Raw genomic sequence first — 21,871 nt, 5'->3', positions numbered from 1 at the left:
CTTACATTTCGGCCTCATTTTTGCTCTATATTGTTTATATAAATACAAACAAAAATACAAAGGACTAAACATGAGCTCATCAACTGTATCTAACATTACAAAACCACTTTCGCTTATTGGCGGCATTTTATTATTAAGTGGCTGTGTATTTCATATATCGCCAAGCGTTGCCTCAGTAAAGCAAACTCAACAGCTATCACTGCCAAGCAATAATCTTGAATATTTAAATGTATTAAGCGGTGCAGGTAGCCTTGAAATAAAAGGCTCAAAAACGGCCACCAGCATCAGTGTTGATGCCACTATTTACACAGCCGACATTGAAGACGAATACGAGCTAACGCTGGAGCAAGACGGTAAACAGGCAAAGCTTGTTGCCCAAAATAAAAGCCGTAATGGTATTAGCTTTTACAGTGGTCAATCTCCAAGTATTAATTTAGTGGTTACTGTGCCAAGTAATCTAAATTTAGATATTGATGATGGCTCTGGCGACATTTTAATAAATGCTATGCAAAGCAATATTGATGTAAAAGACGGCTCAGGAAATTTAACGATAAGTGGGGCTAAAAACCTAACTGTTGACGATGGATCAGGTGAAGTAAACTTTGAAAACATCGCGGGTAATTTAGAATTAACCGACGGCTCTGGCAGTATTCATATAAACAACGTAAGTGGCAATGCAACTATTGACGATGGTTCTGGCGAAATGCACGTGAGCAACATAAGCGGTTCGCTAAACGTTGAAGATGGATCGGGTGACTTAGTGATAAGCCATATAAGCGGTGCTGTTAATGTTGATGATAACTCTGGCGACCTGCTTATTGAGCATATTGGTTCAAGCGTAACAATTGAAGACGGTTCGGGTGATATTCGCGTTAACCATGCAAAGGGGCTGACTATTACAGAGTCGGGCTCGGGCGATGTAAGTATCGATAATATTAGCGGTTCAGTAAAAGTAGCAGACTAACTTTATTTAACTGCCATTTAATATACTTTATGCCCTCTCAATCTGGGCATAAAGCACTCCCCTCAAAGTATAAATTATTTAAAAGCAGCACTGTTTCACGTTAACTATTTTCTAAAATAATGCAAAAGTATTTATTTGATTTATTTTTTTGCTTTATAGCTAATTTGGGTACATATTAATATTCAACTTATTAAAAGGATATTAATATTATGAAATGGAAGTTATTAATTTTAATTACTGCTTTATTCACCCTCGTAGCTTGTGGCTCTGGAGGATCAGACTCCAAAACAGTAACTAAACCAGTCAGTACTAACACAAAGCCTATTGCAGTTATTACTACCGAGCAATCGGGATTTAAAGTAAATACCACCCTCGTTTTTAGCGCAGCACAAAGTAGTGACCCCGATGGCGATGCACTCACTTATCAATGGCAATTAACCAGCAAAAACGAACAAGTAGAAATACCGATTACGGTTAATAATGAAAGTACCGTTGAGTTTTCAGTATCTGAAGCACAAGAGTACCAATTAGTATTAACCGTGAGTGACGGCAAGCTTTCAAGCACACCTGCACAAAAACAACTCACCGTTACTGTAAATACCCAGCTAACTGCTAACGCAGGCAGCACACAAACCGTTAAACAAGGTGATGTTGTGCTTTTAAATGGCGCGCAAAGTAGCACAACCAGCGGCGCAATTAATCAATACAAATGGCAGTTTATTACTAAGCCTGTAGCAAGTAATGCAACACTTGAAAATGCGACTCAAGTTAAAAGCCAGTTTGTTGCCGACGAAATAGGCGAATTTAAAGTTGAGCTTACCGTTACTGATTCACAAGGTGATACGGCAAGCACTGTCGTACTCATAAAAAGTGAATCGCTTAATTCTAACTCATCGCCACAAGCGGTTATAAACGTAGAAAATAAAACAATTGCCCCAAATGAAGTTGTTACACTTTATGGTAACCAAAGCACTGATCCCGATAAAAACGATACGCTTAGTTATGCGTGGGCAATTACAGAAAAACCCCAGGGCAGCACGCCTGCTCTTTCAAACATGCAAAATCATACCGCTGGGTTTTCAGCGTCAACAGCTGGAGATTACTCGCTTTCACTCACTGTTACCGACCAACAAAAAAAAAGTGATACCGCATCAGTTACTTTAACTGTTACCACAAGTAATAAAGCCCCAATAGCAACACTTGAATCCGAACGTGATATTACGTTAAACGAATCAACCACTTTGCAGTGCCAACAATGTAGCGACCCAGACGGAGATACGCTGAGTTATAACTGGCAGTTACAAGCCAAGCCTGTAAATAGTGCATCGCAACTCACTAACAACACATCAGCAACGCCCTCTATTGTTGCCGATAAAGAAGGCGACTACGTTGTAGTGCTTACAGTGTCTGATGGGCAATTAAGCTCAAACCAAGCAACCTCAGTACTGCACGCCAGTAGCAATAAAAAGCCTATTACTTTGGTAACTTATGCAACCTCCATAACGGTTGATGAACAGGTTTTACTTGATGCCTCAACTAGTTACGATCCAGAAGGCCAGCCACTAAGTTACCAATGGGAAATCATTTCGTCGCAAAGCCAAGCAACGCTTAGCAGTAATACAATATCAAAACCAACGTTTAGTGCATCAGTAGAGGGACAAGTGGTTATTTCGTTACGCACTAACGATGGCGTGCAGTTCTCTGACACAAAAACCCTAACAATTGATGTAATACAAAACGCATTGCCAGTAATTAGCTTCACGGGGGAGCAATCACGCTACGATGTAGTGGGCAATGCAGTTAAATTTGATGTAAGCCAAAGTTACGACCCAGAGGGAACCACTCTCGATTACGCTTGGACGCTATCAGCGCCTTCAGGCTCGAGCACCAGCTTAAGCAATACAAACCAAAGTATTACCGAATTTATCGTCGATATGACAGGTAGTTATACGCTAACCGTTATAGCAACTGATGCTGATGGCTTTTCAAAAAGTGTGCAATTTTCAATTACAGTAACCAGCTCTGCCCTACTTACCGGTCGCATTAAAGGGCAACTCACTAATGTGCAAAAAGCGGCTATAAGCAATGCACAGCTAACAATTAATGGACACCAGTACAGCACCAACACAAACGGTTTTTTTGATGAAGAGGTTAATTTAGCGCAAGGTGAAAAAATAACGATAACAACAGCAGATCAAAGGCTTGCAGCTGGGGAATACAACTCTGTAGCGATTACGCAAAGCAACTTTACTGTGGATATAGGCCAAAATAGCATGCCCGTTTTACAAGCTGTTGAGGTTTCGGTATTTGTGTGTGCTGAGTTTTCAGGCCCCGACACCATTAACCTACGCTTTAACATGGTAGATACACTTTTAGCGTCAGATAGCTTTCAATTTAGCTTTGATCAAACCAAACTACTTACTTTGCAAAAAAGCGGAAGTACTTACCTCGATAGCGAATTGGATATCGACCTACCTGCATCAGCCGAATTTGAAGTAACAGTAATTGAAACAACCGTTGAAAATACAATCAGCTCAAACATTACTATTTACCATTCTGATTCAGGCCAACCAAGCTCAGCAATTATAAGTATTTGTAATATTTAGCCCCCAAATAAGCCCTTCAACATAAAGTGTTATTTTTAGCCCAGTAGTTATAACCATTAGTGTTATAACTACTGATAAATAAGCAACTTTGAACCATATAATCCATTGTATTTTATAAGCAGCTAAGCCATTCTAAAAGCCTTGATGTTATTAGGATAAACGCGTGTTAGAAATTGCTTTAATTTACTTAGCAGCAGCCATTGTAGCTGTCCCTATTGCTAAACGAGTCGGACTTGGCTCTGTGTTAGGTTATTTAATTGCCGGCATACTCATTGGCCCTTATGCGCTGGGTGTTGTGGGCGATCAAACCGATGTAATGCACTTCGCTGAATTTGGCGTAGTAATGATGCTGTTTTTAGTGGGCCTTGAACTACAACCTTCGCGTTTATGGACATTACGCCACTCTATTTTAGGGCTTGGCGGCTTACAGGTTGTGTTATCGGCAGCGGCTATATTTGCATTTTGTTATTGGTTTTTTGCCATGCATTGGCAAACCGCACTCGCCATTGGTTTAATGCTGGCGCTCTCCTCTACTGCTATTGTGCTGCAAAGCCTTGAAGAAAAAGGCTGGCTAAAGCAAGAAGCCGGACAAAACGCATTTTCGGTATTGCTGTTTCAAGACATCGCAATTATCCCTATTTTAGCCCTATTGCCACTGCTTGCATTTGCCCCGCAAACTAGCACAAAAGAAATCAGCGATTCAATTATTGCAAGCTGGCCGGTATGGCAACAAGTATGTGTATCGGTTGCGGTTATTGCCGCTATTATTGCCGGCGGTAAATATGTATCGGCGCCGTTATTTAGATACATTGCCCAAACACACATGCGTGAAATATTTACTATTTTTGCACTGTTTTTAGTAGTCGCTATTGCACTGGTTATGCAAAGTATTGGTTTATCGCCTGCGCTGGGGACTTTTTTAGCAGGCGTTGTACTTGCCGAGAGTGAATTTAGACACGAATTAGAAGCCGATATAGAGCCCTTTAAAGGCTTACTTTTAGGATTATTTTTTATAACTGTTGGCGCATCAATTAACTTTGAACTGCTATTTAACGAGTTTAGTACTGTTATTGGCTTAGTGGTTTTACTTATTGTAGTTAAAGCCTGCATTTTATTTGCCCTTGCCGTTACCTTTAAAATTAACAGTAAACAGCAGTTATTATTTGCCCTAGCCCTTGCCCAAGGGGGTGAGTTTGCCTTTGTACTTTTAAGCGTAACCACCACCTTAAGTATTTTAACGCCCGAGCAAACCAGCCTTGTTACCTTAGTTGTAGCGGTATCAATGCTAATAGCGCCGTTATTACTTATGGTTTATGAGCAAATACAAAAACGCAGTAGCAGTGCTTTACCTGAGTTTGATAAACCCGAGCAAATTAGCACCGCTAAGCACGTAATTATTGCGGGCTACGGACGTTTTGGGCAAATTATGGGGCGTTTACTGCACGCGCAAGGCTACGAAATTACCGTACTTGATCACAGCCCTAGCCAAATAGAATTACTACGCCGTTTTGGCAATACTGTATTTTATGGCGATGCCGCACGCCAAGAACTCCTTGAAGCAGCAGGCGCACACACCGCGCAAATGCTGGTAATTGCAATCGATAACCCCGATAAAACCATTGAGATAATTAAGCTCGCGCATAAAAACTACCCGCAACTTAAAATAGTTGCTCGCGCAATCGATCGCCGCCATGCGTATCAGTTACTTAATTTAAAAGTAGATGCGTTTAACCGCGAAACCGTCGACTCAGCTATTAACCTTGCCGTAGAAGCACTCGAGTTACTAGGTAACACTAAGCAAGATGCAGAGCGCGCCGGTAAGCTGTTTAGAGACCACGATCGCGCTGCAGTACTGCAACTTGCTGCATTATGGGGAGACGACGCCAGCTACGGTGTAGCAGTTCGCCAACGCATGGAAGATTTAAAGCAAGTGCTGCAACAAGATAAACAAGCACAAAGCGATTTAAATACCTGCGACAGCGGTGATTGTGAAGACGGCTTAACAGAAGTAGCGAGTAAACCTAAAAAGCCTGATGATGCTCATTTGGAGTAGTTTGAGGTAGTTGAGTTTATATTTTTAATGCGATGGTATTGCCTCGCTATGAGGCAATAAGATGTTAGCTAAAATAATGTAGAAAAACGAGACAGGGCAAACTTCGCTTAAGTCCCTTGTCACCAGCCTATGTACCTTACTGAAAACTTAACCCAATGCTTTAGCCAATAGCGACTTGCCTAAAGTTCTTGCTCTCGATGCCATTGAAATTGTTTGATCTATGTTATCAATGAAAAGCTTCAATTCCCGCTGGACCTCCTTACTCGCACGATTAAAACTTTTCTCTAAATTGGGCAAGTTTTCCATTGTAGTTAACAGGCTAATGAATCCATCTCTCCCACTTTGAGCCCCAATTTCTAAATTTTCAAAACCAATTAGGAAACTTTCTATACCTTCAATATGTTCAACATCATGATCTTGGTTCACAGTTAAAACAATCTCGATACTCGTCTCTAGTTTTTTATTCAAATCTCTATATTCATCGTTTTTGGGCTTTAACAAGTTAGCATAATCATCTACATGTTTTGCCAACTCTTTTATTATGTTTCGCCGCTGTTTAGTCGTTAAATCATTTGTAGTGAGTATTTGAGTAGTCCTATTTATCTCAGGATTAAGTTCATCTACTAATTTGCTCCCAATAACTCGCACAATTTCGGTTAAGTCCTCAAAGTTTTCTTCTACTTGCACTATATGATCTAAAAAGCCTAAATCTGATTCATCATCGTTATTATCATGTACAACAATAGAGCTAACAGACTCACTTATATTTTGAATTTTTCCATAATCCTTAACAGGATTACCAAAAGGTAATGTACCATTTGAAGCCTCTTTGGCTAATTGGTACAGTTCTGTTTTTGCTTCATTCATTCTAGAGAAGTGTATGGAATAACCTATTGCCCTATAAGATTTCAAATCAAACGGGAGCTCGTCAATCTCTTGGGTTATAAGAACGACTTTTTTCTGAAGTGCATGAGCAATACCTAGTTCATAATATACATTAGCATTTGAATCGGTTAAATCAGCAACTATTAGGTCGCTCTCTATAATTCCTTTTACAATGTCTTCTAATATATTGCTCTGACTTTTAATATCATCAGCTCTTTTAACTTGATATCCAGCTTCAACAAGCGCTCCTTTTATCAAGAATTCATATACAGCATTTAATGACTCAGTAAATGGCATTAAAATAAAGGCTTTCTTACTTTCCATTTTTAAACCTCATGTGTAATTTTGACTAGGCTGCTTGAAAGACAGACAACAGCTCTATCAGTGGGCATTTTATTTTTTACGAAAATGTCCCTATTGTGAGAACTTCTATTAATAACAAATTGTATAAATTTTTACCAATTATAAATATGTTTTGTTGGAAGGATAGTTGATAAGTAAGAGGGTGTTTGCCTGATAGGGTTACTTGGGTGGGAATGGCTTAATTAATCTACTTTTTGAATACCAGTTTGTAACTCATAGCCGCCTTTCATTTATAGCTATGAGCTACATGACTAAAAAGCCTAGTGGTGGTGCCCGCCTTGAATAGCCTCGCCCTGCTGATTATAAAAACCTGTTGTGCTGTGCTCAATAAAACCAAGGTTTATCATTTTAGCTAAAAACGGGTCGCCTTCGTTATCGCCAATGTCGGCGTAATCGGTGGTTTGAAAACGGTCCCACTGTGCAAATTGAGCAGTAATTAATAGCACATCAGTGCTTACATTGTTAAGGCTTAGCAAGGTAGTTGTTTCGCTTTTTTTATTACTAATACTAAATGTTTTAACTAATTTTGAATGCGTAAAAAAGGCGAGGTTAAAGTCGTTGCCATTTTCGCTCAGTGTATAGTTTTTTACTTCATCGCAGCCTGTGCCTTGTGTGCTTACTAGAGTCATTTTTTCGATTAGGTGGTTATCCACCAGCTGACTTTTAGCACTCCAATTTTGTACGCCGCGTACCTCAGATGGTTGGTATTCAATGCCGCGTTGCTGGGCATTAAAGTAACGTATTGGTCGTATTTGGTTATTGGCTAAGTGCTGCCAAAGCTCGGTTATTACTTCACTTTGATGCGCTACTTGCTGGTTGTTTCGCCAAAGGGTAAGTGACTCGCTACTTTGCTGCGCCTTATGGCTGTTGGTAATTTTATAATCGGCTTTTAAATGCTTGGCATCAATATCACATTGCGAGGCAAAGCTACTTGTACTTACAAGCGTGGCAATTATTAATAACGCTTTTTTCATTTAGCTATCTCTTATTTATATTTCAAGTTTATGGCAATAACATAACGATTATAAATGTCAGTTTAATGACAAAAACCCCGCACAGTATGCGGGGTTTTTTATTTAGATATATTTAACTAAATTTATAACTAGGCGGTATTTATTGCGCTAGTTTTTCGTCTGCTGCTTTTACAAAGTCAGCGGCAAAGTCCATTACATGGAACAAAAAGCTTTGCTCGTTTGTGCCTGTTACCAAGTGTGCACCTGGTCCCATTGCATAAACGCCTACGTCTTCACCGGCATGTGTTTCAGAGCCCATTGGTACAAGTGCTTCTTGATGAAAACCAGGTGTTGTTGTATCAACATCTGTTAAATCAACACGCCCTGTAACCGGTGCAAAGGCATAACCTGCATCGGCATCTGTCTCGCTACCTAGGTTTCTAAAGCCACCACCATTGGTGTAGCCAACCGTTGTATAAGGCATATCGTCGGCGGCTAAGCTTGGCTCAGTAGCGCCTACTGCAACCACTTTACCTAAAATTGGGTTACCGCGCTTAGGGTAACCAGCAATGGTAAATACATGGCTGTGATCGGCAGTTACAACTATTAATGTTTCTTCTGGGTTGGTGTTTTCCATCGCCACTTTAACGGCTTTGGCAAGCTCAATTGTGTCGTTTAACGCGTTATAAGCATTACCCGCATGATGCGCGTGGTCAATTCGACCCGACTCAACCGTTAAGAAAAAACCTTGCTCGTTGTTATCAAGTACGTTTATTGCTTTTTCGGTCATTTGTGAAAGCGAAGGCTCGCCTGCTACATCGTTTGCGCGGTCAGCTTCGTACTGCATGTGGGATTCGTTAAATAAGCCAAACACTTTAGTGGCGTCGTCACTTATTGCATCAAAACCGGTTTGATCCATTACGTAAGTGCCATTTGGATATTGCGTTTTCCACTCTGCGGTTAAGTCGCGGTTATCTGTTCGATCCCCTTCAACAGCACTTACTGCATCGGCTGAATTAAACGCGGCATCTTTTGGTAAAAAGTGACGACGACCGCCGCCCATTACTACGTCAATACCGTCTACATCAACACCACTAAAGCGTGCTTCTAAGTTGGCTTCAAAGTTAACTAGTTGCGATGCAATGTCTTCACACGTTGCAGCACTTTCTGGCATATCGGAGATATCTTCCCAATTACGCTCTGCCGATTTAGCATACGTTGCAGCTGGTGTTGCGTGAGTAATACGCGCTGTAGAAATAATCCCTGTTGCTTTGCCTGCAATTTCAGCAAGCTCTAACGAGGTAACAAGTTCGTGCCCTTTGCCTGATGCACAATTACCACGTTCAACCGCCTCATCTATACCAATAACGCCTGCGTCGGTTTTAACACCCGATGCCATTGCGGTCATAGTGCCTGCCGAATCTGGCGTTTGCGCATCTACGTTGTATGTTTTTACAAAGCCTGAAAAAGGCATAGTTTCAAAGCTTAACTGGTGATCTTCACCCATTTCGCCCTCTAACTGACCCGCTAAAATACGTGCTGCGGTTATGGTAGAAATACCCATACCATCGCCAACAAATAAAATTACGTTTTTAGCTTTGCCTGATTCAGTAACAATGTTGCTACTGGCTGTTTGTGCAGCACCTAATTTTGTTTGTGCTTCACTAAACCACGTATTGCTAGTGAGCGAGGCTAACTGCTCGGTAGTTAACGACGTTGCAGGTGCATTACACACTAAATTAGTTGAATTAACTTCGTCGCTATCTAGCACGTCGTTATTATTGATATCTGCGCCTACTTGCGTCTCTACACCACCATTAATACACTGCTCAGAGCCCACTGCAATAGCGTTATCTACTGCGATAATATTATTTTCATTTTTGTTATCGTCACTCGAGCAACCTGCTAGCGCGACCATTACTGCCAAAGAAAGTACCGTTAATTTGTTCATGTTAGCCGCCATTATTGCTGAGTTAGTTCAAGAGCTTGATTAATTAAATGAAATACAACGTTTTGTTCAATTACGCCCTGTGCTAGCTGAGCACCAGGACCTTTAGCATGTAAAGATATGTCTTCACCTGCGTGTGTTTCTGAACCCATTGGTACGGTTGCTTCTTGGTGAAAACCTGGGGTTGTTGTATCAACGCCATTTAGCTCAACACGCCCTGCTACAGCAGCACTTGTGTAGCTTGCATCAGCATCAGTCTCGTCGCCTAAGTTTCTAAAGCCTAAACCATTTGCGTAACCGACTGTGGTGTACGGCATATCGTCGGCGGCTAAGCTTGGTGTTGTTTCGCCTACTGCAACTACCTGACCTAAAATTGGATTACCACGCTTAGGGTAGCCTGCAATAGTAAATACATGGCTGTGATCGGCGGTTACTAAAATAAGGGTTTCTTCTGGGTTGGTGTTATCTACCGCTGCTTGCACGGCTTTAGCAAACTCAATGGTGTCGTTAAGCGCGTTGTACGCATTACCCGCGTGGTGCGCGTGGTCAATTCTTCCCGACTCAACCGTTAAGAAAAATCCGTTATCGTTTTTACCAAGCACTTCAATTGCTTTAGTGGTCATATCGGTAAGTGAAGGCTCGCCCGCTACATCGTTTGCACGGTCAGCTTCGTACTGCATGTGGGATTCGTTAAATAAACCAAATACTTTAGTGGCGTCGTCTGCTATTGCATCAAAGCCTGTTTGATCCATTACGTACGTAGCATCTGGGTATTGTGTTTGCCACTCAGTCACTAGGTTGCGCTCGTCTGTACGGTCGCCTTCTATAGCGCTTACTGCATCTGTTGAGTTAGCTGTTTCGTCTTTTGGTAAAAAGTGACGACGACCGCCACCCATTACAAAATCAAGACCGTCTACGTCGGTCCCTACAAATCGTGCTTCTAGGTTTTTTTCAAAGTTAACCAGTTGCGATGCAATGTCTTCACAGCCGCCCGTTACGGCATCTTCTGGCATATCTGATACGTCTTCCCAGTTACGGTCAGCCGATTTAGCATATGTGGCAGCAGGAGTTGCATGAGTAATACGTGCTGTAGAAATAATACCGGTAGATAGCCCTTTAATTTCAGCCAATTCGGTCGCGGTAATTAGCTCGTTACCTGCCACTGTTGAACACACGCCACGTTCAATATCTTCATCTACACCAATAACGCCCACATCGGTTTTTACACCCGAAATAATAGCCGTCATCGTGCCTGCTGAATCAGGAGTTTGTGCATCTACGTTATACGTTTTAACTTGTGCAGAGTATGGGAACTCTTCAAAACTTAAATAACCTTCTTCGCCAGATTGGTTATTACGCTGCCCTTGTAAAATGCGCGCGGCGGTAAGTGTAGAAATACCCATGCCATCGCCCACAAATAAAATGACGTTTTTAGCTTTAGTGGCTTGTGTAGCCTGCGCTTGTGCTGTTTTTGTTGTTAGTTTAGTTTGCGCAGCGCTATACCAGCTGCTGTCTTTTTGACTTTGCGGTAGTACATCAGCATGGCTAACTGCGCTAAACGCAAATGTTAGCGCGATTGCCGCAGCGACTTTTTTAATTTTCATCCGTAATTCCCATTGTTTAGTGGTTATTTTTTGAAATGTGTAAACACAAAAAAGATCAACCGCTGCACTATAGAAAACAGATGTGACTGATAAAGGTAATTTTGATGAAAGTAAGGTGACTAAACTATTACAAAAATAAGTCACAAAAAAAGCGCAACGTGTTAAACGTTGCGCTTTTAAGGGAAATTATTGAGGGAGTTATTTAAAATCTGGCGAAAATGCTATATCTAACCCAGAGCCCCTGTACATGAAACCACTACTACCTTTGCCGGACAGTTAAATTCGTCAACTTCAGCTTTAGTGTAAGTAGTATCACCGGTACTACGGGTAAATTTAATCGAGTAATTGTATTTATAACACTGAAAAACGAGTGGCAAACCCAGTGAAAAAACAATCCATCAAGTAATGTGGTTACTCCACCTGAGATTAAAATGAATAAGGACGATTTTTAAACATAATATGCAGTTTGCCTCAATAAGAAATTACTGCGGTAGCTCACGTTTAATCAAGAAACGCAAATATGCGTAAAAGGCTTCACCTATGATATAACTACAAGTGGATTAAATTTAATGGTAAATAACAATGAGTAACTCTATGTTTGATCACAAATTAAGTAGCCCAAGCTTGGATTTTCAACCACTCTACTTACAAGTGGCTGATAGTATAAAACAACTCATTGTTAAACGGCATTGGTTGCCCGGCGAGGCTTTACCAAGCGAATTTCGCCTTGCTGAAGAATTTAACGTAAGCCAAGGTACTGTTCGTAAAGCGCTTAATTTATTAACCGACAATAAAATAGTAACTCGCCGCCAAGGCGTTGGTACGTTTGTATCAGAGCATACCTCGCAAGATGCCTTATTCAGGTTTTTTCCGTTACAAGCCGACGGTAAAAGTGACAACTCACCAAAGGCAGAACTGCTATCGGTTGAGCTTTGTGCAGCGCCTGCTGAAGCTATAAAGGCTTTGCAGCTAAATAAAAAAGACAAGGTTACTAAGCTTGTTCGCAGACGCATTCTCGATAACGAATTTTGCATGAGCGAAACTATATACCTACCGCAAAGCTACTTTCCTGATATACATAAAAGTAGTGATATACCGCACACACTATATCATTACTATCAGAGTAAATTTAACCAAACGGTACACAAAACCCAAGACAGTATTAAAGCCGTACTTGCTACAATAGATGATGCAAAAATGCTTGCTATAAAAGCAGGCGATCCACTGCTGTTAGTATCGCGCATTACCGAATCAATCGAAGGTAAGCGTATTGAATACCGCCTAAGTAAATGCCGTAGCGATCACTATCATTACCAAATTGAGCTCGACTAGTTAAACGTACTTAAACTACCAATTAGCAATCTTAGCGCGTAACCATTAAATATTTTTTAAAGGCACCATAATGAATTAGGTGGTGCACTTCCAATTAGAATCTATGAAGCCTCACCTTGATGGCTTTCTGCAGGCTTTCCATCCACTAATCAGCCGCTTTGCTGTAAACGCAGCATGATTCACTTATTACATAACGCATCTTCGAGATAAATGCCTATTGAAATAATTAAGTACCCTCCTTCCAGTAGGGGTCTATTTATTAAGCTTAGAGTAATAATATTGTGTACAAACGGTATGAAAACTAATTTAGGAAAACTAACCGAAGTAGGTATGAAACCCATTATTTTAATTGTGGCTGAAACACTTTGGATTGCGTTATTAATACTTGGATTTGTAATTTGGAGCTAAAGAATTACATTATTTAGGGTATATCTCAAAAAAATTTAGTAGGTAATTAGGTCATGTTTTAACCAATTAAAAGCTGTGTTTTGCCTACTTTAAAACTACGCACAAAAACAGGCTTAACGTATTGATTAAACAAAGCTTACCTTTATTTTAAAAGTATAAAATATCATCTTAATCATAACTAGTTAGTTAAAAAAACAACAAACAAATAAAGTACTTACTCTAAAATAAATTTACAATAGGGCTTGGTATATACTTTAATTTACTGTTATCCTGCCTCGCATCGGGTTGACAGAAAACCCTATTTATTTGTAAGTACCACGTTGTTTTAGTAATAATCCTTCGCGTTATCCTCAGTTAAATGTATGTTTTCTTCCTGTTAAATTGCCTAATTTAAGGCGCACTTTTATTAATCCTTAGGATACTATTATGTCTACAACTACAACTGGTACAGTTAAATTTTTCAACGAAGCAAAAGGTTTTGGTTTCATCGAGCAAGAATCTGGTCCTGATGTTTTCGCACATTTCAGCGCAATCTCTGGCGACGGTTTTAAAACTTTAGCTGAAGGCCAACGTGTACAGTTTACTGTTACTCAAGGTCAAAAAGGCCCACAAGCTGAAAACATCGTTAGCATCTAATTGCTACACAATTTAATGGGTTAGCAATAACCCATTTTGAATACTAGTTTGAAAGAAGTTTTGTTTTATTTGTTAGTACCCCGTTGTTTTAGTAATAATCCTACGCGATATCCTCAAGTTAACTATTTTTTCCGGCTCAATCGCCTCTTTTCAGGCACCCTTATATTAATTTTTTAGGATACATATTATGTCTAATACAACTACTGGTTCAGTAAAATGGTTTAACGAAGCAAAAGGTTTTGGTTTTATCGAGCAAGAATCTGGCGCAGACGTGTTCGCACATTTCAGCGCGATCTCTGGCGACGGTTTTAAAACTTTAGCTGAAGGCCAACGTGTACAGTTTACTGTTACTCAAGGTCAAAAAGGCCCACAAGCTGAAAACATCGTTAGCATCTAATGGCTATACAATTTAATGGGTTAGCAATAACCCATTAATATACTTATCTATATAATTTTTAGTCAAATATCGTCAAAATCCCCTTCTATACATATTTTCCAAGCGCCATCTCATTTGTATCCGCAACTTATTAATTAGTGCATTTTTAAACACATTTACTACTATCTCTCTTGAGCGAAAGCTTTGTATTGCCTACAATAGCGCATACTTCATTCAATATAGAATATGACCATGAACGACACTACCGCAAAACCTGCTTTACCAGATCGCCTTTCTATTAACCCACGCAGCCCACATCATGTGGAAGAAGTTTTTGAACACGATATTGGTATCACGTTCAACGGCAAAGAGCGTTTTGATGTTGAAGAGTACTGCATCAGCGAAGGTTGGATAAAGTTTGCATCTCCAAAAGGGCTTGATCGTCGCGGACAACCACTTTTACTTACAAGAAAAGGCACTGTTGAAGCCTTTTATAAGTAAGCTAATACTACTTACTAAAAAGCGACACCATATTGGGTAGTCGCTTTTTTTGTGCCCTTTTAATAGGTTGAGCTTTTTTCATGCCCAACCTGATGAAGTTTCATTATGATTTTTTAAAAAATATGTTTGAATAGCGCCACATTATTTAGACATATAGAAGTCCATAAGTGAAAAAGGTAACAATTTTAGATGGCGGCATGGGACGTGAACTTAAGCGCATTGGCGCACCGTTCTCACAGCCACTGTGGAGTGCACAGGCACTTATAGATGCTCCTCAATATGTAGCACAAGCTCACCAAGGTTTTATAGATGCTGGCGCTGAAATAATTACGGTTAATAGTTATGCCTGTGTGCCCTTTCATTTAGGTGAAGAACGCTACGAAAACCAAGGTGCATTACTCGCAGAGCAAGCGGCGCTTATTGCTAAAGAAGTAGCTCAAAACGCTAAACAAAGTGTATTAGTTGCAGGGTCATTACCCCCTGCATTTGGTTCATATCGCCCCGATTTATTTGAAAGTAAACGTGCCTTTACTATTTTAAATACCTTATACAATGCACAAAATCCCCATGTAGATTTATGGCTTGGCGAAACAATATCGAGTATTGAAGAAGCGCAAGTAATGGCAGGCGTACTTAAAGGCTCAACTAAGCCATGTTATTACGCATTTACTCTAAGTGACGAAGTAACTGAGCAAGCAACACTTCGTTCTGGAGAGCTGGTAACCGATGCCATAACGGCACTACTTGAGCAGCAAAACATTGCAGGTATTTTCTTTAATTGCTCTATCCCGGAGGTTATTGAGCAAGCACTGCGTGATACTAATAACGTATTAATTAAGCAAAATAAAAAAGTATCGTTAGGCGCATTTGCTAACAGCTTTACTCCTATTTCAAGTGCTCACAAAGCAAATGAAGCAGTGCAAGACTACCGTGATTTATCTCCTAACGAGTATCTGGAATTTGCAAAACAATGGCATAGCCTTGGCGCAAATATTATTGGTGGTTGCTGCGGAATTAATCCAAGCCATATCGAAGCACTCGTGCAATGGAGAAACGCCATTGAAAAACCTTAACTTTGAGCTGGCTATTCCTGCAATTACATTAGTGATTACCTTATTAGTTATCTCAACTTTATATCCAGAGCAATCACAATTATTAGCAAGTAACGCCATGCATTTTGTTACAGGCTGGTTTGGTTGGTTAGTAGAGCTTGTGAGCTTGGCTTTAGTTGGTTTTTTATTTTGGTTAGCTTTTTCAAAGTACGGATCTATTAGGTTAGGTGAAGAAAAAAAAGAGCACTCTAACTTTTCGTACGGCGGTATGATTTTTACCGCAGGTGTAGGTGCTTCTCTTATATATTGGGGAATTGGTGAGCCGATGTATTATTTGCAATCGCCACCACTTTTTGCCGAACCAAATAGCTACGCAGCAGCAGCTTGGTCTGTTACTTATTCTATTTTTCATTGGGGCGTGACTGGCTGGGCCATTTACTGCTTTCCGGCAATTCCGTTTGCGTACGCGTTTTACGTACAAAAAAAGCGTACTTTAAGACTTTCAACGCTTTGCGAACCGGTAGTAGGTAGCAATCCTATTATTACTAAAGCAATTGATTTACTTGCAATTTTTGGCACCCTCGCAGCTTTTGCAAGCTCGCTGGCGCTTACCGTATCTTTATTAAGTACTGGCGTTTCTGCATTATTAGGAATTAAAAACAGCTTATTACTCCAAGGCAGTATTATTTTATTATTTGTTTTAATGCTTGTTGCGGTAATGCTTGTTGGCTTTAAAAAAGGCATTAGTAAAGTGTCCGACTATACGGTTGTAGCAGCAATATGCTTTGCCTTATTTGTATTACTTGTGGCTGACTCTCAGTTTATTTTAAATAACTTTACCGACTCAATAGGTGTCATGCTTGATAACTTTTTTAGAATGTCACTTTGGACCGACCCAGTTCAAAAAAGTGGTTTTTCGCAATCGTGGACTCAATACTATTGGTTTTGGTACTACGCTTATTTAATTATGATGGGCCTTTTTATTACCCGCATTTCGCGTGGACGTACTATTAAAGAAGTTATTTTGTACACTATCTCGATGGGTTCACTCGGCTGTGCATTCTTTATATCAATCTTTGGTGGTTATGCAGTATGGGCACAATTAATTGGTGGCTTACCTGTTCAACAATGGATGAGCGAAGGCGGTTTAACGTTTGCAGTAGTTTCACTAATTCAAACTCTACCATCGGGTAATATTGGCTTAGTATTATTTTTGATTATTCAATTTTTTTTAATGCTAACGACTATGTCAAGCGCAAGCGTTGCCACCGCTATGTTGACAACTAATAAGCTAGAACTAAATGGCGACCCCGATCATAAAGTTAAGCTCCTATGGGCTGGTGCAATTGCACTCATTAGTTTTAGCGTATTTTTATGCGGTGGTGGAATAGATACCATTAAGTCACTCTGCGTTGTAGCTGGCCTGCCAATGATGTTTATTTACATGATTTTAGTAAAGCAATTAATGATGCAGCTAAAGGGTGTGAATCAAATAAAAACACTTGAGCAATATGAGAGTATAAATTCCGAAACAGTTAAAGTGAATTAGTAACATTTTAAGGCCTCATATTATGAGGCCTTATTTACTATTACTGAGCATGTTACTACAGCATGAAAGAGGTCGCCTTTTAAAACAAAGAAGCCTTAGTATTTAAAATAAATCAGTATTAATTTAGCCGACGAGAGCCATACCACCAGCAACAACTAAGCGTTAAACCATTTGATCCAATTTGCTACCTGAACACGGGCATTTTTCGTCATTTTGCTTAAGGCATTGCTGATAATTAAACCAATGGGCCACAGCAATAAAAGCCGAGCCTATTAAGGTTAGTGCTTTTTCGGCTATTTCATGCCCTAGTAATACTGCGCATATCATAAAGGCTAGCCCAATAACGCCGCAGGCCATATAACGTAAACGTTTATGCTTTTTACAGCCTAAGCTTAATGCCAATAAACTGGTTGGCAGTACCGCCGCAAGAATCCATAAATGAAATTGTTCACTATCTATTTGCAGTACGGCAAAGCTTGGTAATAACGCTAAAATAACCGGGGTTGCAAAACAATGCGCTGTGCACATTACCGATAACCCTATTGCCATACGATCCATAACTCTTTGACTCGACTCCATTATTTCCTCTACTAAATCAGTGTCTCCACTCAAAAACGTTACTTTTAAGGAGACATTTTAATAACATCAGTTAATTACTGTTGATATATTATAACATTACTCGCATAATTGATATAATATAACATCTAACAAGGTAGTCAAATGAAACGTAGATCACAATTAGCTGTTCTCATAGCAGCTTTATTGCCGGCTAGTGTGCTGGCATCCACAATAGAAGGCGTTGTTTTAAACAACAAAGGTAAAGTAGTTACCAATGCAACGATAGAAGTTGAAGGCTCAGACCTTAAAGTAACCACCAATGAAAACGGTAAATTTGTTATAACAGAACTAAAAAATGGCTTAAAAGAGCTTCACGTTGTAGCCCCTGGTTATGCGCATCTTCATCGCGATATAACAATAACTAATGATGAAAACCAATCGGTTACTTTTAACTTAAAGCGCTCACCTATTGAAGTTATTGATATTGAAGCAACCCCTATTCATATGTCGGCAATGGAATCTGCATCGCCTGTTAGTGTTTTATCTGGCGAACAACTAAGGCGCCAACAAGCCGCAACCCTTGGCGATAGCCTTGAAAAACTCCCAGGCGTTAATACAAATTTTCACGGAAAAGTAGCCAGCACACCTATTATTCGTGGCTTAAGCGGCCCGCGTGTACTCATTACTCAAAATGGCCTTGATGTAAGTGATGTATCGCGCGTTGGCCCCGATCACTCTGTTGCATCGGAGGCGTCTACCGCACAACAAATTGAAGTATTACGCGGCCCTGCAACGCTGTTTTATGGCAGTGGCGCAATTGGTGGTGTGGTTAATGTAGTAGATAACCGCGTACCTACCGACAGCACCACGCGTGGTGAATGGAACCTAGAACATAACTCGGTAGATAACCAAAAAGTGGCCTCGTTTAATACCACCACAGGTACCGATTCATTTGCTTTTTACGCCGATGCGTTTTGGCGTGAAGCCGATGACTACGAGGTACCGGTAGCTGCTGATATAGATAGCGACGGTGAAGAGCATAGTGGCGATTACAAAGTTGAAAACAGTAATGAAGAGTCTGACGGTTTTACTGTAGGCGCTAGCTATTTAATGGATAACGGATTTGTTGGCTTAGCAGTGGAGCAATTTAATCGTCAATACGGTATTCCGGGCCATACGCACGGCGAGGAAGAAGAGGAAGAGCATAGCGACGAAGAAGAAAGCGTATTTGCTGATTTAGAGCAAACTAAAGTGCAATTATTAGGTGAGTACAACCTAGATAATAAATGGCTAAACAAAGTTAACCTGCGCGCTGGCCATACCGACTACGAACACGCTGAAATTGAAGGTGGCGCTGTAGGCACTACCTTTAAAAACGAAACAAACGAATTACGTATAGACCTACTGCATAACCAATTTAGCGAATGGAATGGCGGTATTAGCTTTCATTACAAGCAAAGCGATGTTGAAGCACTAGGTGAAGAGGCCTTTACGCCTCCATCTAAAACCGAAAGCTTTGCTGTAGCGTTAATGGAAGAAAGGCACTTTGGGGATTTTTTAGTGCAGTTAGGTGGGCGTATTGAGCGTGTAACAATTAAAGCAGGCGACGTATTACTGCCAAATATTGACGCTCACGCACACGATGAAGCGCAAAAAACCGACGAGCATAATCACGACCACGAAGAAAGCGCAGAAACCATTCGCGTATTTGACGTAGAGCATGAATTTACACCAATCAGTTTATCAGCAGGCGTAGTGTGGGATTTTACCCCTAACTATAATTTAGGGCTGTCGGTATCGCGCTCTGAACGTGCGCCCTCTGCCTCTGAGTTGTTATCGTTTGGGCCGCACATTGGTACTGGCACATACGAAGTAGGCGCACTATTTGATTTAGATGAAGGCGGCCATTTGGGTTTATCTGATCAAGCAATAGATCTGGAAACAGCCAATAATATCGATTTAACCCTACGTAAAACTCAAGGCGATGTTGGCTTTATTTTAAATGCCTTTTACAACCAAGTAGATAACTACTATTACCAAATAGACACTGGTTTATACGCACAAAGTGGCCACGACCATGGCGATGAAGGAGAAGGCGCTGACGAGCACGACCATTCATCAGAGCTACCCGTTTATTTATTTAAAACAGACGACGTAATTTTACAAGGTTTTGAAGCGCAAATTGCGTGGCAATTAACCGATGAGTTTAAAGTAGATTTATTCTCTGATTACGTGCGTGCACGCCTTAAAGACGGCGGCGATTTACCCCGTACACCACCGCTTCGTTTTGGTAGCGAGTTAAGCTATCAAACAGATAAACTCAGTGCGCATATTCACGTTACTCGCTATCAAAAGCAAGACCGCACAGCCCCACAAGAAACAGCCACAGACGGCTACACATTGGTTGATGCAAGCATCTCTTACGACCTTTCAGTATTAAACCAAGATATGTCTGTTTACCTGCGAGGCAGTAACTTAACAGATACAGAAGCACGCGTGCACAGCTCGTTTGTAAAAAATATAGCACCACGTCCAGGGCGTAGCTTTGCGCTAGGTATTCGCGGTTATTTTTAAGCATTAAAAAATTATAATTAAAGGAAATAAACATGAAAAAACTATACAAATTAAAGCTTATTGCGCTGGCCATTAGCACTACATTTATTACAGCCTGTGGCGATGCCCAGACCAATATTGTAGAAAAAGACCCTATTGTTGTAGAAGACGAGCACGATCATGACGATGATGATCACGACCATGATGATGGCTACACAATTGATTCATTAGGCAGATTAGCTGTGCTTGCAGGCAACAGCAACGAAGCCAGCTTTTATGACCTAGATGACAACACTTTACTTGAAACATTTACCCTGACGAATGATTCAAACACGCTATCGTCATCACCTGATTTTCGTTATGCCGTTATTGCAAGCCGCGCACAAGATTACTTAGGTTTTATTGATGGTGGTTTATGGCGTGAAGACCACGGCGAGCATTTACACGACTATGAGCAAAGCCCAGCGGCTAGCAGTTATGAGCTAACAAGCGGCAGCCGCCCTACTCACCTTGTAAAACACGATGGCCAATTAGCTGTTTTTTATGATGGTGATGCAGACTCAGGCACGGTTGCCTCTGTTGAAGTATTAACAGATAACGACATAACCAGCGCAACAGCAACACTACCGGGTATTAGCTACGATATTAATATGCACGGCGTAGCAGAGCCTCGCGGTGAGCATTTATTATCAACACTTCGCCGTGATGACAGCGAAAGCACATCAGTTGCTAAAGTACTGCCAGACCAAGTAGGTGTTTATCATTTTCATGATGGTGAATATGAGCTAGAACAAACCTTAGAGCTGACGTGCCCTGATTTACACGGCGCGGCACAAAACCACGACTACGTAGTATTTGGCTGTAGCGATGGTGTGTTATTAGCCCACCAGCACGATGATGAATACGAAGCTGAAAAAATAGTGAACATTGCAGCCGTTGGCGATTTACGCATTGGTAGTATTTATGGCCACGAAGATAGCGAGACCTTTATTGGCGTAGCGTCTGGCCATGGTGGCGGCGAAGCCGTAATTGTCACTATTAACCCAGCAACAGCACAAATGGAAGAACTAGAGTGGCAACTAGCCGATGGCGCAAGTGCTGTGTCGTACTCTTTTTCTGCCCATGGCGAGCACTTTTTAATATTAGACAGCTTGGGCTTTTTAAATGTATTTAGCGCACACGACCATGATGGCGAAATGCATTGGGAGCTTGAAGGCCAAGTTGATATTACTCAAGCAGACGTAACCACAATGCCCGAAGGAATGAGCTTTAGTATGACAGTGGCGCAAAATGGTCAGTTTGCTTACGTTGCAGACCCGGTTGCTCAGCACGTTGTGCAAGTACACCTTGAAGACTTAGAAATTGAAAGTGAGCTAGAGCTTACTTTTGCTCCTAGTGCAATTACTTGGTTGGGTATTGCGCAAGAGGAGGAAGAAGACGATCACGACCATTAAGTTGTATTAGTTCAGACAAGATCTGACACATCAACTTGAAAAAGTGAGAGTTACCCGTTTTGATAAAAGGTGTCGA

16 protein-coding genes and 1 pseudogene are annotated in these 21,871 nt (G+C 40.7%); 12 read left to right on the top strand and 5 right to left on the bottom strand.

All coding sequences use genetic code 11. The annotated features are described in order from the left end of the window. Positions 1-70: 70 nt before the first annotated feature. The 3 genes from I6E69_RS14350 to I6E69_RS14340 all read left to right on the top strand — a co-directional run bounded on the left by I6E69_RS14350 (position 71) and on the right by I6E69_RS14340 (position 5,623). On the top strand, positions 71-964 hold the full coding sequence (locus tag I6E69_RS14350) for a hypothetical protein (RefSeq protein ID WP_197121509.1): 894 nt from the start codon (positions 71-73) through the stop codon (positions 962-964). A gap of 209 nt (positions 965-1,173) precedes the next feature. After that, complete coding sequence (locus I6E69_RS14345; protein WP_197121508.1) at positions 1,174-3,570, top strand: PKD domain-containing protein; 2,397 nt, start codon at positions 1,174-1,176, stop codon at positions 3,568-3,570. A gap of 163 nt (positions 3,571-3,733) precedes the next feature. Next, positions 3,734-5,623 carry a monovalent cation:proton antiporter-2 (CPA2) family protein gene (locus I6E69_RS14340; protein WP_010554522.1) on the top strand — a complete coding sequence of 630 codons (1,890 nt, stop codon included), beginning with the start codon at positions 3,734-3,736 and terminating at the stop codon, positions 5,621-5,623. A gap of 147 nt (positions 5,624-5,770) precedes the next feature. Here I6E69_RS14340 and I6E69_RS14335 read toward each other — a convergent pair whose 3' ends face one another. From I6E69_RS14335 to I6E69_RS14320, 4 genes are all read right to left on the bottom strand, one after another. Then, positions 5,771-6,832 carry a hypothetical protein gene (locus I6E69_RS14335; protein WP_197121507.1) on the bottom strand — a complete coding sequence of 354 codons (1,062 nt, stop codon included), beginning with the start codon at positions 6,830-6,832 and terminating at the stop codon, positions 5,771-5,773. Between the two features lie 299 nt (positions 6,833-7,131). Then, positions 7,132-7,845 (bottom strand): hypothetical protein, encoded by a 714-nt coding sequence (locus I6E69_RS14330; RefSeq protein WP_197121506.1) that lies wholly within the window; start codon positions 7,843-7,845, stop codon positions 7,132-7,134. A gap of 139 nt (positions 7,846-7,984) precedes the next feature. Next, positions 7,985-9,775, bottom strand: a complete 1,791-nt coding sequence (locus tag I6E69_RS14325) for an alkaline phosphatase (protein WP_197121505.1) — start codon at positions 9,773-9,775, stop codon at positions 7,985-7,987. An 11-nt stretch (positions 9,776-9,786) separates the two neighbouring features. After that, the gene (locus tag I6E69_RS14320) at positions 9,787-11,376 is read right to left on the bottom strand and encodes an alkaline phosphatase (RefSeq protein ID WP_039486975.1); all 1,590 of its coding nucleotides are present in this window, start codon (positions 11,374-11,376) and stop codon (positions 9,787-9,789) included. 582 nt (positions 11,377-11,958) lie between these two features. Here I6E69_RS14320 and I6E69_RS14315 point away from each other — a divergent pair. The 7 genes and pseudogenes from I6E69_RS14315 to I6E69_RS14285 all read left to right on the top strand — a co-directional run bounded on the left by I6E69_RS14315 (position 11,959) and on the right by I6E69_RS14285 (position 17,230). Next, entirely contained in the window at positions 11,959-12,708 is a 750-nt protein-coding gene (locus I6E69_RS14315; protein ID WP_039486978.1) for a GntR family transcriptional regulator, read from the top strand. Positions 12,709-12,999: 291 nt separating this feature from the next. After that, positions 13,000-13,116: pseudogene (locus I6E69_RS14310) on the top strand (putative sulfate exporter family transporter); the annotation flags it as partial. 426 nt (positions 13,117-13,542) lie between these two features. Beyond that, entirely contained in the window at positions 13,543-13,752 is a 210-nt protein-coding gene (locus I6E69_RS14305) for a cold-shock protein (protein ID WP_024595869.1), read from the top strand. A gap of 187 nt (positions 13,753-13,939) precedes the next feature. Next, the gene (locus tag I6E69_RS14300; RefSeq protein ID WP_007580429.1) at positions 13,940-14,149 is read left to right on the top strand and encodes a cold-shock protein; all 210 of its coding nucleotides are present in this window, start codon (positions 13,940-13,942) and stop codon (positions 14,147-14,149) included. Positions 14,150-14,380: 231 nt separating this feature from the next. Further along, on the top strand, positions 14,381-14,629 hold the full coding sequence (locus I6E69_RS14295) for a DUF3297 family protein (RefSeq protein WP_002963088.1): 249 nt from the start codon (positions 14,381-14,383) through the stop codon (positions 14,627-14,629). 167 nt (positions 14,630-14,796) lie between these two features. After that, positions 14,797-15,702 (top strand): homocysteine S-methyltransferase family protein, encoded by a 906-nt coding sequence (locus I6E69_RS14290; RefSeq protein WP_197121504.1) that lies wholly within the window; start codon positions 14,797-14,799, stop codon positions 15,700-15,702. Further along, on the top strand, positions 15,689-17,230 hold the full coding sequence (locus I6E69_RS14285) for a BCCT family transporter (protein WP_197121503.1): 1,542 nt from the start codon (positions 15,689-15,691) through the stop codon (positions 17,228-17,230). The genes I6E69_RS14290 and I6E69_RS14285 overlap by 14 nt, the downstream gene beginning before the upstream one ends. A 162-nt stretch (positions 17,231-17,392) precedes the next feature. Here I6E69_RS14285 and I6E69_RS14280 read toward each other — a convergent pair whose 3' ends face one another. Then, the gene (locus tag I6E69_RS14280; RefSeq protein WP_197121545.1) at positions 17,393-17,809 is read right to left on the bottom strand and encodes a MerC domain-containing protein; all 417 of its coding nucleotides are present in this window, start codon (positions 17,807-17,809) and stop codon (positions 17,393-17,395) included. Positions 17,810-17,950: 141 nt separating this feature from the next. On the opposite strand from I6E69_RS14280, the gene I6E69_RS14275 reads away from it, so the two are divergent. Together I6E69_RS14275 and I6E69_RS14270 are read left to right on the top strand one after the other, a co-directional pair. Then, entirely contained in the window at positions 17,951-20,362 is a 2,412-nt protein-coding gene (locus I6E69_RS14275) for a TonB-dependent receptor (RefSeq protein WP_197121502.1), read from the top strand. A gap of 32 nt (positions 20,363-20,394) precedes the next feature. After that, positions 20,395-21,795, top strand: coding sequence for a 5-methyltetrahydrofolate--homocysteine methyltransferase (locus I6E69_RS14270; RefSeq protein WP_197121501.1), 1,401 nt, complete (start codon positions 20,395-20,397; stop codon positions 21,793-21,795). Positions 21,796-21,871: the final 76 nt, after the last annotated feature.

Source organism: Pseudoalteromonas sp. NZS100 (genome assembly GCF_015864815.1).
Classification (GTDB): Bacteria; Pseudomonadota; Gammaproteobacteria; order Enterobacterales; family Alteromonadaceae; genus Pseudoalteromonas; species Pseudoalteromonas distincta.
Note: the sequence above shows the minus strand (reverse complement) of the source record. Positions and strands in the feature narration are given on the sequence as shown.

Coding starts and splice junctions, on each gene's coding strand:
- I6E69_RS14350 (WP_197121509.1), top strand. CDS start 71: ATGAGCTCATCAACTGTATCTAACATTACAAAACCACTTTCGCTTATT.
- I6E69_RS14345 (WP_197121508.1), top strand. CDS start 1,174: ATGAAATGGAAGTTATTAATTTTAATTACTGCTTTATTCACCCTCGTA.
- I6E69_RS14335 (WP_197121507.1), bottom strand. CDS start 6,832: ATGGAAAGTAAGAAAGCCTTTATTTTAATGCCATTTACTGAGTCATTA.
- I6E69_RS14330 (WP_197121506.1), bottom strand. CDS start 7,845: ATGAAAAAAGCGTTATTAATAATTGCCACGCTTGTAAGTACAAGTAGC.
- I6E69_RS14325 (WP_197121505.1), bottom strand. CDS start 9,775: ATGAACAAATTAACGGTACTTTCTTTGGCAGTAATGGTCGCGCTAGCA.
- I6E69_RS14320 (WP_039486975.1), bottom strand. CDS start 11,376: ATGAAAATTAAAAAAGTCGCTGCGGCAATCGCGCTAACATTTGCGTTT.
- I6E69_RS14315 (WP_039486978.1), top strand. CDS start 11,959: ATGAGTAACTCTATGTTTGATCACAAATTAAGTAGCCCAAGCTTGGAT.
- I6E69_RS14305 (WP_024595869.1), top strand. CDS start 13,543: ATGTCTACAACTACAACTGGTACAGTTAAATTTTTCAACGAAGCAAAA.
- I6E69_RS14300 (WP_007580429.1), top strand. CDS start 13,940: ATGTCTAATACAACTACTGGTTCAGTAAAATGGTTTAACGAAGCAAAA.
- I6E69_RS14295 (WP_002963088.1), top strand. CDS start 14,381: ATGAACGACACTACCGCAAAACCTGCTTTACCAGATCGCCTTTCTATT.
- I6E69_RS14280 (WP_197121545.1), bottom strand. CDS start 17,809: ATGGAGTCGAGTCAAAGAGTTATGGATCGTATGGCAATAGGGTTATCG.
- I6E69_RS14275 (WP_197121502.1), top strand. CDS start 17,951: ATGAAACGTAGATCACAATTAGCTGTTCTCATAGCAGCTTTATTGCCG.
- I6E69_RS14270 (WP_197121501.1), top strand. CDS start 20,395: ATGAAAAAACTATACAAATTAAAGCTTATTGCGCTGGCCATTAGCACT.